Origin of the sequence: Phormidium sp. CCY1219 (genome assembly GCF_035615515.1) — a bacterium.
GTDB lineage: Bacteria > Cyanobacteriota > Cyanobacteriia > Cyanobacteriales > Laspinemataceae > CCY1219.
On the sequence record NZ_JAJENT010000257.1, the window covers coordinates 1 to 16,841 of the forward strand.

The following is a 16,841-nucleotide window of genomic DNA, read 5'->3' on the forward strand; positions in this document are numbered from 1 at the left end:
AAAGTTGTCGCTACTTTTTTGAGGATATTAGATGCGGCATTAATATCGGCATTAACTAGGGAAAAGGGAAAAGTGAATAGTGAATAGTGAATAGTGAATAGTGAATAATAAAATTTTCACTTTTCACTTTTTACTTTTCACTTTTCCCTTTTTCCTTAGTCCGGCAAGGGTGAAAAAGGGAAATGGCAGGATAAAACAGTTCGATCCCAGGGGGCGATCGCCGATGAGTGTTCCCACGGCTTTGCCTCCCTACGCTACCGCCTCCCTCCCACATCCCAGGAAATCAGGGAATACCCACCCGCCAACCGGAAAAACAACCACTGACCACTGACAATTGACCACTGACAATTGACAATTGACCAATGACCAACTTTATGGCAGTAGAAATCGGCAGTTCAGGCCACATTCCCACTTGTTTCTAACCAGATTTACCGATTCGGGCGATCGGCAAAGGATTTTCTTTTCCCAAAAAATAGCGCCCCGGAGGCAAGAGCGGTTCCCTTTGATTCTCTTGAGTGTAGTATTAACCGCTCCCAAACAGAAACTCTTTCCCATTTTTTATAGCTTCGCCACCGCCAATCGGCAACAGGCACCCGCCTCCACAACAATTACCAATAACAAATACGCAATACTGCATTCCAGCAAGAGAACCAACCACAAATGACTCATCGGTCATTGGTGATTGGTCATGTGGTAACAGGTCAAGGGTCACGGGTAACAGGTTATGGGTCACGGGTCAAAGGACAAATGACAAAGGACAAAGGACAAATGACAAATGACCAATGACCACAACTTTGGTAAAATCCCGGTAAGTTCGCCATAAAATGCTGGGAGCGAATTGATTTCCATGCCGCATTTTTTCTGATTACCTGGCAAACGGGAAAGGCGGTAAAACCCGCACCAGTCCCAAGGACCGTGCGCGCGATCGCCCCAAAAGCGCCCGTACTCTGAGGACCGCTTCCTGGAGAAAGGGCGTAGGGGACAGCGCAACCCAACCATAGTCGCTCAGACAGAGGATTAGCACAGAACCTATGCAGACACTTCCCAATCCAACCGTTGCTCAACCCAGTGCCAATACTGCCCTAACCGACACTACCATTCACCGACGCAAAACCCGTCCGGTACCGGTGGGAAACGTCACCATTGGCGGTGGGCACCCGGTGGTGGTGCAGTCCATGATTAACGAAGATACCTTAGATGTGGACGGATCGGTAGCGGCAATTCGTCGCCTGCACGAAATCGGCTGCGAAATCGTCCGGGTCACGGTACCGAGTCTAGCTCATGCCAAAGCGATCGCCGAAATTAAAGCCAAACTTGCCGCCACTTACCAACCGGTGCCCCTGGTTGCAGACGTTCACCACAACGGGATGAAAATTGCCCTAGAAGTGGCCAAGCATGTGGATAAAGTCCGGATCAACCCGGGGCTTTACGTCTTTGAAAAACCCAAAGCCAACCGCAGCGAATACACCCAAGCGGAATTTGAAGAAATTGGCGCAAAAATCCGCGAGACCCTGGAACCGTTGGTGATTTCTCTGCGCGACCAAGGCAAATCCATGCGGATCGGCGTCAATCACGGGTCGTTAGCCGAAAGGATGCTATTTACCTATGGGGACACCCCCGAGGGCATGGTAGAATCCGCCCTAGAATTTATTAAAATTTGCGAATCGTTAGACTTCCGGAATCTGGTGATTTCCCTGAAGGCATCGCGAGTGCCGGTGATGCTGGCGGCGTATCGGCTGATGGTGCAGCGGATGGACGCCCTGGGAATGGATTATCCCCTGCATTTAGGGGTAACAGAAGCCGGCGATGGCGAATACGGTCGCATCAAATCCACTGCCGGCATTGGCACCCTGCTGGCGGAAGGAATTGGCGATACGATTCGCGTTTCCCTCACCGAAGCCCCAGAAAAAGAAATTCCAGTTTGCTACAGCATTCTGCAAGCTTTGGGTCTGCGGAAAACAATGGTGGAATATGTGGCATGCCCGTCTTGTGGGCGGACCTTGTTTAATTTGGAAGATGTGCTGCATGAAGTTCGCGAAGCCACCAAACATCTCACCGGTCTGGATATTGCCGTGATGGGCTGTATTGTGAACGGACCGGGAGAAATGGCCGATGCCGACTATGGTTATGTGGGGAAACAACCGGGCTTTATTTCTCTGTATCGCGGACGGGAGGAGATTAAAAAAGTACCGGAAGATCGCGGAGTGGAAGAGTTAATTAACTTGATTAAAGCAGACGGACGCTGGGTGGATCCTTAAGACCTCGGCGATCGCCACCGATGGGGGTGGGCTGTCCCCACCCGACAACCTAGAAATCTCAGTTGCACTCGGAAATTTCCACTTTCGGGGTTGGCGCAATCCCCTCTCTGGCCAAATTCGTTCGTGGGAGGGGGTTGCGCCGATCGCTTTTTTGTGGGTTTCCGAATCGGAGAGTGGCTAGACCAAGGGCAGATACAGAAAAATTTTAGATTGGCCTGGGAAAATCGGCAAGAAAGCGGTTGCTCCTTTGCTTGTCCGCAAACCCGGGGCGCGATCGCCTGGTTCCCTCCAGAGAAAGTAAAGTTTTTGCCTGTGCTACCTACGAGAAGCCTGTGTTATCGTAGGGTTAGCGTCAAAACAATTTCTTAAACGTTCAGTGCCGTAGTTTTGTCTGTGTCGGGCGAAGTACGGAAGTGCAAATCTGGGCAGGCGCTTCAAGAAAATAGAGTTGAAAACAGCCCAACTCGGACCGACAGCGCAACGCCTAAATACCCCTTGATTTTATCACTCGCTCTCGAGGGTGTATCGTAACATCCCCACAAGGGATGGAAAAGTTCAACCAGGGGTTTTCGTTATTATTGTAGTGTTTCCTTCCAGGCTCAATATTTATGGTGATTACAAAACGCGGGTTTGTCCTCGGTGCCACAGCAGTCGCCCTCACTGCTGTCACAGTTACGGGAGCAGGACTTCATCTGTCCCAAAGTCAAGCATTTTTGAAACAAAGTCCCAAGGAACTGGTGGACGAAGTTTGGCAGATCGTCGATCGCAACTATGTTGATGGTACCTTTAACCAGGTAGATTGGGAAGCCGTGCGCGACGAATATGTAGAAGAAGCCTCTTATGCCAACCAAGAGGAAGCGTACCAGGGGATTCGAAACATGTTGGAGGAACTCGAGGATCCTTACACGCGATTCATGGATCCGCAAGAGTTCAAGAACATGCAAATCGACACCTCGGGAGAACTGACAGGGGTGGGGATTCAATTGTCTCAAGATGAAGAGACGAAAAAGCTGCTGGTGATTTCGCCGATTGAAGATACACCCGCGTTCGAACAAGGGATCCAAGCCGGTGACGTGATTCTCAAGATTGACGGGCGCAGCACCGAGGGAATGGATATCAACGAGGCAGTGAATTTGATTCGCGGTCCGGTGGGTAGCGACGTGACCCTGACCATTCTGCGCGACGATCGCAGAGAAATCGATTTTAACATTACCCGGGCGCGCATCGAAATCCATCCGGTTCGCTACAGCTACAAAGAAAGCCCCAGCGGTGGCGTGGGTTATATCCGCCTGACGAATTTTAACGCGATCGCCGCACAAGAAATGCGCGAGGCGATCGAGGATCTCGAAAGTCAAAATGTCTCCGGTTACATTGTCGATTTGCGCTCTAACCCCGGTGGATTGCTCAATGCCAGTATCGAAATCGCTCGCATGTGGATCGATGAGGGCACGATTGTCTCCACGGTGAACCGACGCGGCGTTTTAGACCTCCAGGAAGCCAATGGAAGATCCCTGACCGATAAACCCTTGGTAGTCTTGGTAGATGGCGGATCGGCAAGTGCCAGCGAAATCCTCTCCGGCGCATTGCAGGATCACGGGCGCGCGGTATTGGTGGGTACGCAAACCTTTGGCAAGGGTTTGGTGCAGTCAGTACGCGGATTGGGTGATGGGTCCGGACTCGCGGTGACGATCGCCAAGTACCTGACCCCCAGCGATCGCGATATCAACAAAGAAGGTATCTCACCGGATATTCTCATCGAACTGAGCGAAGAACAACGCGACGCCCTGCGCGAAGACCGCACCTTGATTGGCAGTCTCGAAGATCCTCAATTCGTCGAAGCACTCGAACAGCTTCGTCAGGCAATTGCCGAGGCGCGCGCCAAACGCCTTCAAACTGCCAACTGAGATGGGCAGCGGGTGAGAATGTGGCTGGGGCAAGCTTTCCCGGCCATTGTTGCAGCCTCTAAACTGCGATCGCACCCAAGGGTTGTTTCCCCCTGGCATCTGAGCCAAATTGTCAGGACGCACGTGACCCCCATCGCCGATGGTTGGGTCATCTTTGTTTGGTCAACTGTGAGCCACCGAGAAACCCCCTTGATATCACTTAATATAATCTCGGCCCAAAACTTAGTCCGCGTAGGCGGACTTGACTTGCCCAGGCGCGATTTCAATCCCCCGCTTTTGCGAATATTTATATAAACGTTCGGCTATAATTAGTCCGCGTAGGCGGACTTGGCTTGCCCAGGCGCGATTTCAATCCCCCGCTGCCCAGGCGCTACCGACGACAGTTACAGACAGAATAAAAACATGGAGAGAACCGCACAAATCACCCAAATAATCGAGAAACGCCGTCCTTTGGCCGAGAAAATCGAAGCAGTGGAGGGCAATCTCCGGGCGCTCTCCGCCGCACTTCAGAGCTTAGAGCAGCAGCGCGACGCCAACGTGGAGTACGTCTCAGACCCAGAGACAGGGGCGCGCTTGCAGGATATCGACTTTTCCCGGATGCAGGTGAGTTTGCTTGCCGAGCGAGAAGCGATCGCCAAACTGAAAGCCCGCTTCGAGCGGCCCACCCTGAATATCGGCGTTGTCGGGCGCGCCAGACAGGGGAAAAGCCGCCTGTTGCAAAGCCTCACCGGACTCACCACCGCAGAAATTCCCGACGGCGATCGGCAACATTGCACCGGGGTCAGAAGTACCATATACCACAACCCCAACCTGGAAACCCACGGCGAAGTCAGCTTTTATACCGAGCGCTCCTTTCTCGAAGAAGCGATCGCCCCGTATTACGAACAACTCGGCTTAGGGCCAAAACCTCTCACCTTAGACGACTTCGCCCAACAACCGCTTCCCCCCCTTCCCCGCAATTTGTCCGGCGCGCAAAGCGGTGCGAAATACGAACACCTGCGCCGATATCACACCCACCTCCACCAATATCGCCACCTGCTGCAGCATCCCTCACCGCGTCGCATTGCCCAATCCGAAATTCGGCAATATGTCGCCCAAGACACCCCCGACGGCGATCGCATCTTCTATAACTACCTCGCCGTGCGAGAAGTGAAAATTGTCTGCAGCTTTCCCAACGCCAATGTAGGACAAATTGCCTTAGTGGATATGCCCGGGTTAGGCGATACCGGAATCGGCGATGAAGAACGACTCTTGCAAACCCTCGGCGAAGACGTGGATTTCGTCCTTTTCGTGCGAATGCCCAAATCTTCCGGCGACTATTGGGCCGATGTAGACGTGAAACTCTACGACACCGCCAGCGCCGCCCTAGCGGACCTGCCGATCGCCTTGTGGTCCGTAATGATTCTCAACCGCACCGCCCCCAATTCTCCCAATGGCGACAATCACAAAAACTGCCAAGATTTAGCCGCCACAATGGCCGAAAAACACATCGATGTGGTACAATGTCTCACCGTCAACTGCGCCGATGCCGAAGCCGTCAATCGGCAAATTCTCGATGAGGTACTCGATTATCTAACCGCCCATATTCAACGCCTGGATAGGGAATATGCCTCCACCTGTCAAGAGCGCATCCACCAACTGCGCCAACGCATTCAATCCGAACTCGAAAAAGCTCGCGGCGCATTGGGAAATGCCATAACCAGCGAACGAGAATTCCCCCTATTTCTGCAACTGTTCGATACCCTGTGGGACGACTTGACTGGCGCTTTAGAAGGATTGCTCCGAGAGCTTGCTCAGCAGCGAGATACGGAAGATATGGACTTTAAAAAGCAGGTGAATGCCGCGATCGCATCTTGTCGGCAAAATCCAGGGATTCCCTCCATTGCAGACATCGAAATCCGCCGCGATCGCGTGGGCGGCTATCCCAATGCCTATTACCAGTATCTTAACGAAATTCGCGCCGCCTTGTCCAAACATTTCTTATCCCTTGATGAAGGATTAAAACGGGCGATCGAGCGATTGAAAACGCAAGTCGCACAAGTGCTGCGCGAACAAGGACGATTGGCACCTCTCACCGACGCCAACGGTAGCGACTTTTTATCCGCAATGGTCGAGACTATCCCCGACTCTTTAGAAAAACTCAAACTTGGCTTTCAAATCTTATCCGAGTTTAACCTATCTTATCGCGGATTAATTCAGCATCGAATTCGCGACCAACTCGATGCCTTAACACCCGATCGCAGTTCCCTAAAACTCTCTCAAACCGACGTATCTGCCTCAGAAGTGTTAGCCAACTTAAAAACCCTGCACGCCGAAACCCTGTACCACTGCGAAACCGCATTAGAAGAGTTATTAATCGAACCCAACCAGGCGGCATTTGCGATTGTAGAAGAATTTGTCGATCGCGTTTTGCGTGCCGAAGGCGTGAAAACCGAATGGCAAATTTTCTTAGAAGAAGTGCGCGGCGAGATCTGGGAAAATGAATTCGCCCAAATCGGCGATCGCACTCGTCGGAAACGAGAATGGTTAGATGCCGTACAACGAATCGAGTTCGCCAATCAAACGGAGTCGCTGCAGTTTTTAAGCGATAAACCGTAGGGTGAGCATCGCCCAGCCGATATTTCCCGATCTGACCTCAATGGGTTGTGTGGTGTGGAGATAAGAGGATTCGCCTGGGTCATGCCCAGGCGAACCGAGGTTATACAGCAATTCGACCCTTACAAATCGCGATGGGTGAAGGGTTTGGCATTTTTGCCAGAATAGGTGGCGGCGATGTGACCCTTGCCGGTGACTTTATATTTGTAAGTCACCAATCCTTCCAATCCCACCGGACCGCGCGGGGGCATTTGTTGGGTGCTGATACCCACTTCCGCCCCGAAACCGTAGCGGAAACCATCAGAAAAGCGGGTGGAACAATTGTGGAAGACGCCTGCAGCATCCACTTGACCCAAGAACTCCTCAGCGGTGGTTGCATCTTCGGTAACGATCGCCTCGGTATGTTTAGAACCGTAGCTGTTGATATGGGCGATCGCGGCGGTGGAAGACTCCACCACTTTAATTGCCAAAATCAAATCGCTATATTCCGTACTCCAATCCGACTCCTCCGCAGTCTGACAAGACGCCAGCACATCGTCGCCGAGGAATTGACGGGATTTGTCATCCAAGCGCACTTCCACCTTCATCTCTTGCAGCGCCGCCACCACTCGGGGGAGAAATTCCGGCGCGATCGCTTCGTGGACCAACAAAGTTTCTAGGGCATTGCACGCCGCCGGGTATTGGGTTTTCGCATCGATCGCGATCGGCTGCGCTTTCTCTAAATCCGCCGCTTTATCCACATAAACGTGGCAAATTCCTTCCGCATGACCGAGTACCGGAATCCGCGTATTTTCCTGCACGAAACGCACGAACGAGTTAGACCCCCGGGGAATAATCAAATCCACATATTCATCTAACTCCAGCAATTCCCGGGTTTCCTCTCTGGTAGTGAGCAATTGCACCACTTCCGGATCTACCTGGGTTTGCGCCAACCCTTGGCGAATCGCTTTCACGATTTCCGTGCAAGAGCGAAGTGCTTCCTTTCCGCCTTTGAGAATTACCCCATTTCCCGACTTGATGGCGAGGGCGGAAATCTGGATCGCCGCTTCCGGGCGCGCTTCAAAAATCACCGCCAACACCCCCAGGGGACAGGTGATGCGCTGCAGGATTAACCCCTCGTCCAATTCCCGATGAATTTGAACCGCCCCCACCGGATCTGGCAGTTTGCCCACATCGCGCACCCCGGCGATCGTGGCGTTGAGTTTGGTTTCATCCATTTTCAGGCGGTTGTAAAGCGGTTTAGAAATCCCCTCCGCCTCTGCAGCTTCGCAATCTGCCGCATTTGCCGCTACAATTTGTTCGGCGGCGGCTTCTAAAGCTTTGGCGATCGCTTCGATGGCTTCGTTTTTTGCCTCCTGTGACAGCACCCCCAACTTGCGCGCCCCCGCGCGAGTTTTTTGAGCAATTGTAACTAAAGAAGGCGTTCCAATTTCTACCGTAGTCGTCATAGAGATGTTTTCCGTTTCAACAGTGGATTGGCGATCGAACTAAAGAGCGCGAAAGGACACGCAACTCTCGAGCGGTTTAACCCGTTTTCCCTTGCCAATTTCAGACAAGGTATTAACCGGATTGGCGAAAATCAGTACAGTTGAGCTGACCCCTTTCGGGAAAGAGGATTGAGAATTTCTTAAGTTTTGTGGAGTTTTGACCAACCCAGCAAGTTTATAGGGTATCACAAAAACAGGAACGATTTTTTATTTTTCAGGGTGCAGACCGTTTTTAGGTATGCACGAGCATTTGACGCTTTGACTCCTTCCCCGGCACGCAACCCGATACGAGAGGCTCCGCCTCCCACCAATCCATCGGCTCAATTTGCGCGCTTGCTTGGGGATGGTGTTTCTCGTTGTTTTATTTCGGACTATTTCGGACAAGGAGAGTCTTTATGTCACCGCAATCCAACTCGTTTCCCAAAGCGGGTCGAGCCGCAATGGGAGGTGTCACACTCGCCATGAAAGGCATCGGGGGGAATCTCGCCCTCGCCTCTAGCGTCACCATGACCCTGATGTTTGGCATGGTGTTGGTGTTATGTTTGGGTATCTCCCTGATTTTGACCGGGGAAAATCCGCTCACTGGACTGGGGATTGCTGTAGGAATTACCCTGCTGTTTAATATTGCCGCCTTTTTCCTCTCGCCGTGGATTATGGACTTGACCCAGAAATGGCTCTACGGCACGCGCTGGGTGGAGATGAGCGAACTGCAAGAGCGCAGTCCCGAAGCGGCGCAGATCCTGCAGCAGGTTTGCGCCCACCACAAACTGAAGCAACCCCGGTTGGGAATCATCGACGATGCAAATCCCACCGCCTTTACCTATGGATCCCTGCCGAATAGCGCCCGTCTGGTGGTCAGCGCCGGGTTGTTTACCTATCTCGACGATGATGAAGTGGCGACGGTGTACGCCCACGAATTGGGGCATATCGTCCATTGGGACTTTGCGGTAATGACCGTAGCCTCCACCTTGGTGCAGATTACCTATTTGATTTACACCTTTGCCCGTCGCCTGGGCACTCGCGGCGGGGAAAAGGCGAAAGATATGGCGCAAACTGTGGCGTTGGTGGCTTACATTTTTTACGTGGTAGGCACCTATCTGCTGCTTTATCTGTCCCGCACCCGGGAATATTTTGCCGATCGCTTCGCCGCCGAAACCACCGGCAACCCCAATGCGCTTTCCCGCGCCTTGGTGAAAATTGCTTACGGGTTGGTGGAGGAAGGTCAAAAGGCAACCGAACCCAGTCGCTTGGTGGAAGGGACTCGCGCCCTAGGAATTTATGACCACAAAGCGGCTACTTCTACGGGGACGGCGTACCGCGTTTCTGCCTCACCGAGTCAAATCGGGCGGGTGTTTTTGTGGGATTTGTTTAATCCTTGGGGATGGTGGATGGAATTGAATTCCACTCACCCCTTGACCGGAAAACGGGTGCGGGCGCTGAGTACCTACGCGGAACAGTTGGGCCTGGATATGGAGTTCGATATGGGTCGCGTGGTGGGCGAAAGTCGCAATTTGAACAAAGGGAAGCTGTATGGCAGTTTTGTGTTAGATGTGGGGTTGTATAGTGCGCCGATTTTGGGATTAATTGGCGGTTTGCTGGTGGGAGTCTTGCTGATGAAACCGGGATTCGAGCAAGTTGCGATCGCCGGTCCCCTACTCGGTCTGGGAATTGGCATTTTGGTCAAAACCTTGGTCATGTTCCCGAACTGCGATCGCGCGCGGGACACCGATATTCTCACGTTGATGTCCGACCCCTACGCTAGTCCCTTGCGCGGTCAACCGGCGAAACTGAAGGGAGAACTCATCGGTCGCGGCGACGCGGGGTATGCCTTCGGGTCGGATCTGAAATTGCAAGACCGCACCGGGTTGTTGTTTTTGCGCTATGCGTCCCGCTTTGGCCCGATCGGGAATTTCCTGTTTGGGATGAAGAAGGTTAAAGGGTTGCTCGGAATGCAGGTGGATACCCAAGGTTGGTTCCGTCGCGGCGTGGCTCCTTGGATGGATCTGATGCAATTGCAAACCGATAGCGGTACGACGGTGAAGAGTTACCATCGCTTCTGGTCGTTCCTGTTGGGCGGCGGCGCAGCGATCGCGGGCATTTTGTTGCTCACGTTACTGTGATGGGTTCGTTGGTTCTAGACAGTTTCTCCGCAACACTTTAAAGTCAGAAGGGTAGGATGGCGCTTATCCTACCCTTTTTTATGTCAACTTCGAGAGAATATTGAGTATGTCTTACGAACGGGAAAAACAAGTGGCCATTGAAGCTGCGATCGCCGCTGCCAAACTTTGCGAGCTCGTCCGCCTTGATATCCCGCCGGCGATGGAAAAAAGCGATAAAAGTCCGGTTACGGTGGCAGATTACGGCTCTCAGGCGGTGATTTGCAAGGCGCTGTGGGAAGCATTCCCCGATGACCCGGTGGTGGGGGAAGAAGACGCCAAGGCCCTGCGCGATCCGGCGGAAGCGGAAAACTTGACAAAAGTCACGGAATATGTTAAGAAAATCGTGCCTGAAGTGACCCCGGAAAAGGTCACGGGATGGATCGATCGCGGTAACGGTGAAGTGAGCCAGCGATTTTGGACGTTAGATCCGATTGATGGCACCAAAGGGTTTTTGCGGCAAGACCAATATGCGATCGCGATCGCCCTGATCGAAAACGGCGAGGTGAAAGTCGGCGTGGTGGGATGCCCTGCTTTACCCTTGGAAAGCGGCGAAGTGGGCGCGCTATTTGCGGCAGTGCGCGGCGAAGGTGCGACGATGATGCCCATTGCCGGTGGCACGCCGCGATCGCTCCAAGTGGTGCCTGCTAACGATGGGCCGAACTTACGGTTTGTAGAAAGTGTAGAATCCAGTCACGGGAACCAAGTGCGACAAAATGCCGTAGCCAAAGCCGTGGGCATTACCGCAGACTCGGTGCGCGTGGATTCTCAGGCCAAATACGGCATCGTGGCTTCCGGACAAGCCGCATTATACATGCGCTTACCCTCTCCCAAATCCCCCGACTATCGCGAAAAAATCTGGGATCACGCCGCCGGTGCGATCGTGGTGGAAGAAGCGGGCGGGCGCGTCACCGACATGCACGGCAAACCCTTGAATTTCGCTCAAAGTGCGAAAATGACCGACAATCAAGGGGTCATTGCCAGTAATGGTGTCATTCACGATACGGTACTCACCGCATTGCGAGAGTCATCATAATCCTCCCCCCAAGTTGCGACTTCTAGTTGCAACTTGGCTTTGGGTTGCCCGCCGATGCGAACCGATTGCACTACATCCCTTTTGGCTCGTTCCTAACTCATCCTGACTCCTCTGATTCGTTCCCCTCTGGGGGGAACGCCTCTCCCGAGGATCCGCCTCCCCGGGTAAAGAAACTCGCCGGTTCGGAAACCCTCTACAGAATTCGAGGGGGTGACTACCGGGTGGTGTATGCAATCCACGATACCCTGCTGGTGGTGTTGGTGCTGCTTGGGGCATCGCCGGGAAATTTCTCCCAGGCACTCTTGACGCATCGCGATCGCGATCGCCGCAAATTCCCTCCCCCACACGCTTTCTCATCCCTTTGCCAAATTTCTGCCAAAATTGTTCTCGATTTCCATCTTCCTTGTGTTAAGCTGAATCCATACGGTAAAATATTGAGTCGGTTTTCATGGAAACACCCGATGGGGTGTGGTTTAGGCGCGAACCATCGCGTCTTTTTTATTGTTCACCTCCGATCCTGACCACTTCTCCGTCGCCGCCGCCTCAAATAGCCCGCATCGGCGGGGTTTGTCCGTATTTAGCCTTACCCTGGGCGAGGCGATCGCTCCCCCTAGGGCGATTCTTCCTCAAACCCCGTCTTGTCAATGTAAGTATTGATGAATTCTAGGGAAAGCGGTTGTTCCGAGATGGCAGTAATGTTATTATTTTCGATAGTACAATCCACGAACTGCACCGGGGTATTTTCTGGAATCGTATCTACCAAAAAGGAGACTAACTCGCGATTGAAGTTATTGCGAAAAAACGAGCAGTTTTCAAACTGGAAGGGTTCTTCAGAACGAACCAAATAAATCAAATAGCGACCTTCGTTATTGTAAAAATCGCTATTTTTTACTTGTAAGCCACTGCTGTTAAAATAGGCAAAAATGTGAGCGGTACATTCTTTGATGGTAATTCCGTCACAAGAGAGGTTACTGACGCGATCGCCGCGAATGCCAATCGAACCACTTCCGAACAGAACGCTGTGGTTAATTTCCACGCGATCGCAATTTTCCAGATGCACCACCGCCCCGGAACATATCCCTTTTTTGGGCCAATGTCCCGCCTCAATTCCTTCCACGCCAATTTGACGACAATTGACAAAATTTAGCACCGGACTATACTCATAAGGCGTCAGCACAAACGGTTTTGATTCCCTATCTCCCACAATTCTCAAATTCTCCACCCCAAAAATCGTCAGGGTGTCGTTTTCAAAATTAGCATTCGTCCAGCTTAACGCCGCAGTCAGTTCCGATAAATCGTAGCGAGGCGCAGTTAATTTTATCGTCCGATTCGACCCGATCGCCCGAAATAATTCTTCCACCGTTTTTGCTTCGATTTCTCTCTCGGAAGCCCTCGAGGCGACTGGACCTGTTGCTGCTGTACCCACCCCCGTAAAAAAACCCAGCAAACTAGACAAAAGACGACGCCGTTTAAATTTCATTTAAGTTCCCTTAATTGTATCGATTTTTCAACAAAGCCCCGCACCTTGGAAGGGTGGAATATCACAGAAATAACCCCGCCTACGCGGGCTATTTTTATTGGGAATCTTTGCACAGGATATCGTTCGTTTTGCTACTATTCCTGCGGACAGGATATGATATCGCTTCCGAAGGAATAGCTGTGAAAAGAACGAGTCCCCGTAGGCGGAGTTAGTTTGCCCAGGCGCGATTTCAATCCCCCCACTTTGTATGGGCAATCGAGTGCAGAAACGGCGGTTTACTGGGCGATCGCCTCCTGTTTCATCTTCACCACATCGCGCACTCGACCTACCACAAATTCCTTATCCAAATACGACAGCAAATTCCCCGCTTTCGGTCCGCGTTCTTTGCCCATAAAGGTCAAATACACCGCCGGGAATGCCTTTTTCGGTTTCATGCCAATTTCTTTTGTGGTGGTAAACAACAGGGTTTGCAGACTTTCCCCATCCCAGCTTGAGGCATTTTCCAAGTTCTCTGCTAAGTGATGCAGATAATTCACCTGTTCTTCCGTCAGTTCCTTTGCCCGTTCGGGAATTTCCTCAAAATACAGAACCAGTTTTTCTTCTTCATCGGCGTAATCATCCAGCCACTTTTGTGCGGCGGCGATTCGGCGATCGATAATTTGCCAATCGTAGTCCGTCAGCGGGCGATCGCAGCGCTGTTTCACTTCTTCCTTGATATCCAGGTGCGGAATTTGCAGCAGGGAAATTAGGGTACTCAAATCAAATGGTTCAAACGGCTTTACTTCATCGCCCAACTGGGAATAAAACAGCGGTTGCAACTCTTTATCCTGCTTTGGATCTTCCGGAGTTGTTTCCGGATGACTTTTGTATTTTTCCATCAGGGTATCGTAATCGCGAAATAGCCGCGTCACCGTTTCGTAATTGGGGGCGAAATTAATCACCGTTTTCGGCTGAGTTCGCAACATCAAAAAGCGCAACAATTCCGGCGGAAGCAATTCTGCGATTTCCTTTGCCGAAGACCCCACACCTTTCGAGGAACTCATCTTGGTGCCATTCACCAAAATAAATTCATAAGGGGAATGAAAGGGCGGTTGTTCTCGTAAAACTTTGCGACAAATGGCATTTGCCACATCTCTAGAACCGCCTTTTTGCGAGTGGTCTTTTCCGGCTAATTCGATAGTCACGCCGATTTGCTGCCACTTGGCTACCCATTCTACTTTCCAGGGCAATTTACCCTTGCCATCAAAGGGAGAAACCCACCCCGAATGTCCGCATCCATCTACATAGTTTGTGGCACTGGGTTCGCAGGTGTAATACACTTCTTTCCCGTTGTAGTCAGTGACCACAGTGGTGGCGATTTTGCCGCAATTTTCGCAGATAACTTGGAAGGGATACCAATTTTCCGGGCGATCGGCTTTGCTCGCTTCTTTATAGGCTTGTCGCACTAAATGTGCGTTTTGCAAGAAGGTATCGATATAAGAATTGAGTGCCCCGGAACGATACAAATCGCGCAGGTAGTATATTTCTGGCTTGACGCCCAAATATTCAAAAACCTCCAGGAATTCTCCCATGAAATACTTGGCATAATCGCTGGCGCTGTCTCCCGGAGACGGCACGTTACACAGGGGAAAGCCAAGATAGGGGGTAAATTTCTCGGCGTCTAGATATTTGGGAACGGTATCGAGTGCATCGTAGTCATCGACGCCGTAGGTGAATTTAACGGGCTTACCTGCGGATTTCAAGGCGCGGTAAATGACATCGTGAATGATGACACCCCGCAACGACCCCACGTGAACTCTGCCCGAGGGGGTTTTTGAATCATTAACCACTTGTTCGCCTTGTGCGTTTGCCGCGATTTTGTCAGCCCAAAACATAATTTACGTTCAGTTTTCAGAAAACTTTTCTAGTCTAGCACGAGTAGGCGGGCAATTTAAGCGCAAAAAAAACAATTTCATCTTCGGGTTTCTCGGGAAAGTCTGGAAACCCGAAATCATCGGCGGTGTGGTAGTTGTTGCCCTACCTACAGCAAGGGTGGGAGGGGTGCGATCGCCCTATTCTTCCTCCAACTTCTTTTGGGCAATCTGGGCTTTGGCTTTTTGCCACATCTGCTCGAATTCTTCAATCGTATAATCGGTTAAAGACCGATCGCAGGCGGCTTCTAGTAAAGCAAAGCGATCCACAAATCGATGATTGGTTTCTTGCAAGCCCACCGAGGGGTCGAGGTCATACCAGCGGGCTAAATTAATCAACACAAAGAATAAATCCCCCAATTCCGCTTGTTGTTGCGCTTTATCTTCATGGGCGATCGCATGTTGAAATTCCCCCAATTCTTCCTGGAATTTCTCCCAAACCCCTTCCACATTATCCCATTCAAAGCCAACTTTAGCCGCTTTTTGCGATATTTTCGTCCCCGCCATCAACGGGGGTAACGTGCGGGCATAGCGTTTCAGTTTGCGACTCAGGGTTTGCGTTTCGGCGGGGGTTTCTCCCTTTTCGGCGGCTTTGATTTCTTCCCAGTTTTTCCGAACTTCATCCACATGGGTAACTTCTAAATCCCCGAACACGTGAGGATGTCGCCGAATCAGTTTTTCCGCAATGCCTTCTGCCACTTCGGCGATGGTGAATTGGTTGGTTTCGCTGGCGATTTGGGATTGTAAGACAACTTGCAGCAACAAGTCGCCGAGTTCTTCCGCGATCGCATCTTTATCCCCGGTTTGAATCGCATCTACTACCTCATAGGCTTCTTCGATAATATAGGGAATTAACGTTTCCGGGGTCTGGGCTAAATCCCACGGACATCCCCCAGAGGGCGATCGCAACTGAGCCACAACCTCGATCAGCTTCGCAAGCGATCGCTGTGCTGGCGTAACAGATGCAGTGGGTTCGGGTGCTTGAGGCGTTGACATGAGCGCAAGTGCCAGTGGTGTACGAAAATCGTCTGTAGAGGACGCCATTGCGGTCCATCTAGTTAGGCTACCACATTCCATTCAAAAAAACTCCCCACCCCACCCCGGCGTCACCCACCACCTCAAATTCTTCTCCTTCATCGCCGTTTTCGCGATCGCGATTTAGATCCACTGCGGGGGCGACGCTTCGATGAACTGCGGGATTTAGCAGAACTGGACTTTTTCCCATTGCGCCGTTTCCCTTGCGGGAGTAAGCGGGGGAAACCCTGACGTTGCAAGCGTTTGTAAGCCGAACCGCCCCAGTCACTCAGGGAATGACTCATCGCCCCGAGTTCGCAACCGAGCAATAAAGCAATCGCTTCGGGAAAATAGTGGTGTAGCGATCGCGCCAGGATGTCTCGCCCCATCTGCCAATTCCAGGGGAACACACCCACCCATACCGCGATCGTCACCACCACTCCCCCCACCCCCGCCATCCAGATTCCCAGATAAAGCACTCGCAACGCCGTGCCAATCACCGGCCCGTGGGATAGAAAAGAGCGATGGTGCAGACTTTTTTGATAAGGAATCCAAATATATCGCAGCCATCCCCAGCGCTGAAACTGGCGCGAGTAAATATCCAAATCCGGCCCAAACATCAGCCCACTAAACAAAAAACCCCCAGAAACCAACAGGGTGAGGCTGCTGCTGCGCGTCTGAGAAAACGTCAAACTCGCCACAACAGGCAAACTCCATAAAGTAATTCGGTCATGCGTTCGACCAGATGGCATTGAAATTCAAACTGTGTTATGATAGGATACGCAAACCGAGGGCGGTTAGCTCAGTGGTAGAGCGCCTGCCTTACAAGCAGGACGTCACTGGTTCGAATCCAGTACCGCCCATTCTCAGATCGACTGTAGCGCGATCGCAACCCTCCCCCCGGTAATGACAATCCCCGGCAACCAGACCCCTGGATTCGCCCGGGATTAAAATCAGATCCGCCGGGAATTAAAATCCCCTACAGGTTTTGCTTGTTCTGT

At 51.8% G+C, this 16,841-nt stretch carries 11 protein-coding genes and 1 tRNA gene; 6 read left to right on the forward strand and 6 right to left on the reverse strand.

Annotation, left to right across the window (positions count from 1 at the left end; translation table 11 throughout):
* Positions 1 to 1,031 precede the first annotated feature (1,031 nt).
* From ispG to LKK83_RS02890, 3 genes are all read left to right on the forward strand, one after another.
* Positions 1,032 to 2,258, forward strand: a complete 1,227-nt coding sequence (ispG, locus tag LKK83_RS02880; RefSeq protein ID WP_324629309.1) for a (E)-4-hydroxy-3-methylbut-2-enyl-diphosphate synthase — start codon at positions 1,032 to 1,034, stop codon at positions 2,256 to 2,258.
* 608 nt (positions 2,259 to 2,866) lie between these two features.
* Entirely contained in the window at positions 2,867 to 4,162 is a 1,296-nt protein-coding gene (ctpC, locus tag LKK83_RS02885; RefSeq protein WP_324629310.1) for a carboxyl-terminal processing protease CtpC, read from the forward strand.
* A 402-nt stretch (positions 4,163 to 4,564) separates the two neighbouring features.
* A complete protein-coding gene (locus LKK83_RS02890) occupies positions 4,565 to 6,760 on the forward strand; it encodes a hypothetical protein (RefSeq protein ID WP_324629312.1) in 2,196 nt (731 codons plus the stop codon).
* Positions 6,761 to 6,879: 119 nt separating this feature from the next.
* On the opposite strand, the gene LKK83_RS02895 is transcribed toward LKK83_RS02890, so the two are convergent.
* Entirely contained in the window at positions 6,880 to 8,205 is a 1,326-nt protein-coding gene (locus LKK83_RS02895; RefSeq protein ID WP_324629313.1) for a glutamate-5-semialdehyde dehydrogenase, read from the reverse strand.
* Between the two features lie 434 nt (positions 8,206 to 8,639).
* Between LKK83_RS02895 and LKK83_RS02900 the strand changes: the two genes are divergently transcribed.
* Both LKK83_RS02900 and LKK83_RS02905 read left to right on the forward strand, forming a co-directional pair.
* Positions 8,640 to 10,364 (forward strand): zinc metalloprotease HtpX, encoded by a 1,725-nt coding sequence (locus LKK83_RS02900; protein WP_324629315.1) that lies wholly within the window; start codon positions 8,640 to 8,642, stop codon positions 10,362 to 10,364.
* Between the two features lie 106 nt (positions 10,365 to 10,470).
* The gene (locus tag LKK83_RS02905) at positions 10,471 to 11,436 is read left to right on the forward strand and encodes a 3'(2'),5'-bisphosphate nucleotidase (RefSeq protein ID WP_324629316.1); all 966 of its coding nucleotides are present in this window, start codon (positions 10,471 to 10,473) and stop codon (positions 11,434 to 11,436) included.
* Between the two features lie 214 nt (positions 11,437 to 11,650).
* Here LKK83_RS02905 and LKK83_RS02910 read toward each other — a convergent pair whose 3' ends face one another.
* The 5 genes from LKK83_RS02910 to LKK83_RS02930 form a co-directional block, all read right to left on the reverse strand.
* Complete coding sequence (locus tag LKK83_RS02910) at positions 11,651 to 11,815, reverse strand: hypothetical protein (protein ID WP_324629317.1); 165 nt, start codon at positions 11,813 to 11,815, stop codon at positions 11,651 to 11,653.
* 231 nt (positions 11,816 to 12,046) lie between these two features.
* Positions 12,047 to 12,916 (reverse strand): right-handed parallel beta-helix repeat-containing protein, encoded by an 870-nt coding sequence (locus tag LKK83_RS02915; protein WP_324629318.1) that lies wholly within the window; start codon positions 12,914 to 12,916, stop codon positions 12,047 to 12,049.
* Between the two features lie 275 nt (positions 12,917 to 13,191).
* The gene (gene lysS, locus LKK83_RS02920; RefSeq protein WP_324629319.1) at positions 13,192 to 14,790 is read right to left on the reverse strand and encodes a lysine--tRNA ligase; all 1,599 of its coding nucleotides are present in this window, start codon (positions 14,788 to 14,790) and stop codon (positions 13,192 to 13,194) included.
* A 177-nt stretch (positions 14,791 to 14,967) separates the two neighbouring features.
* The gene (mazG, locus tag LKK83_RS02925; protein ID WP_324629320.1) at positions 14,968 to 15,822 is read right to left on the reverse strand and encodes a nucleoside triphosphate pyrophosphohydrolase; all 855 of its coding nucleotides are present in this window, start codon (positions 15,820 to 15,822) and stop codon (positions 14,968 to 14,970) included.
* A 137-nt stretch (positions 15,823 to 15,959) separates the two neighbouring features.
* A complete protein-coding gene (locus LKK83_RS02930; protein ID WP_324629321.1) occupies positions 15,960 to 16,592 on the reverse strand; it encodes a metal-binding protein in 633 nt (210 codons plus the stop codon).
* Positions 16,593 to 16,631: 39 nt separating this feature from the next.
* On the opposite strand from LKK83_RS02930, the gene LKK83_RS02935 reads away from it, so the two are divergent.
* Positions 16,632 to 16,703, forward strand: a tRNA-Val gene (locus LKK83_RS02935).
* The last annotated feature ends 138 nt before the right edge of the window (positions 16,704 to 16,841 follow it).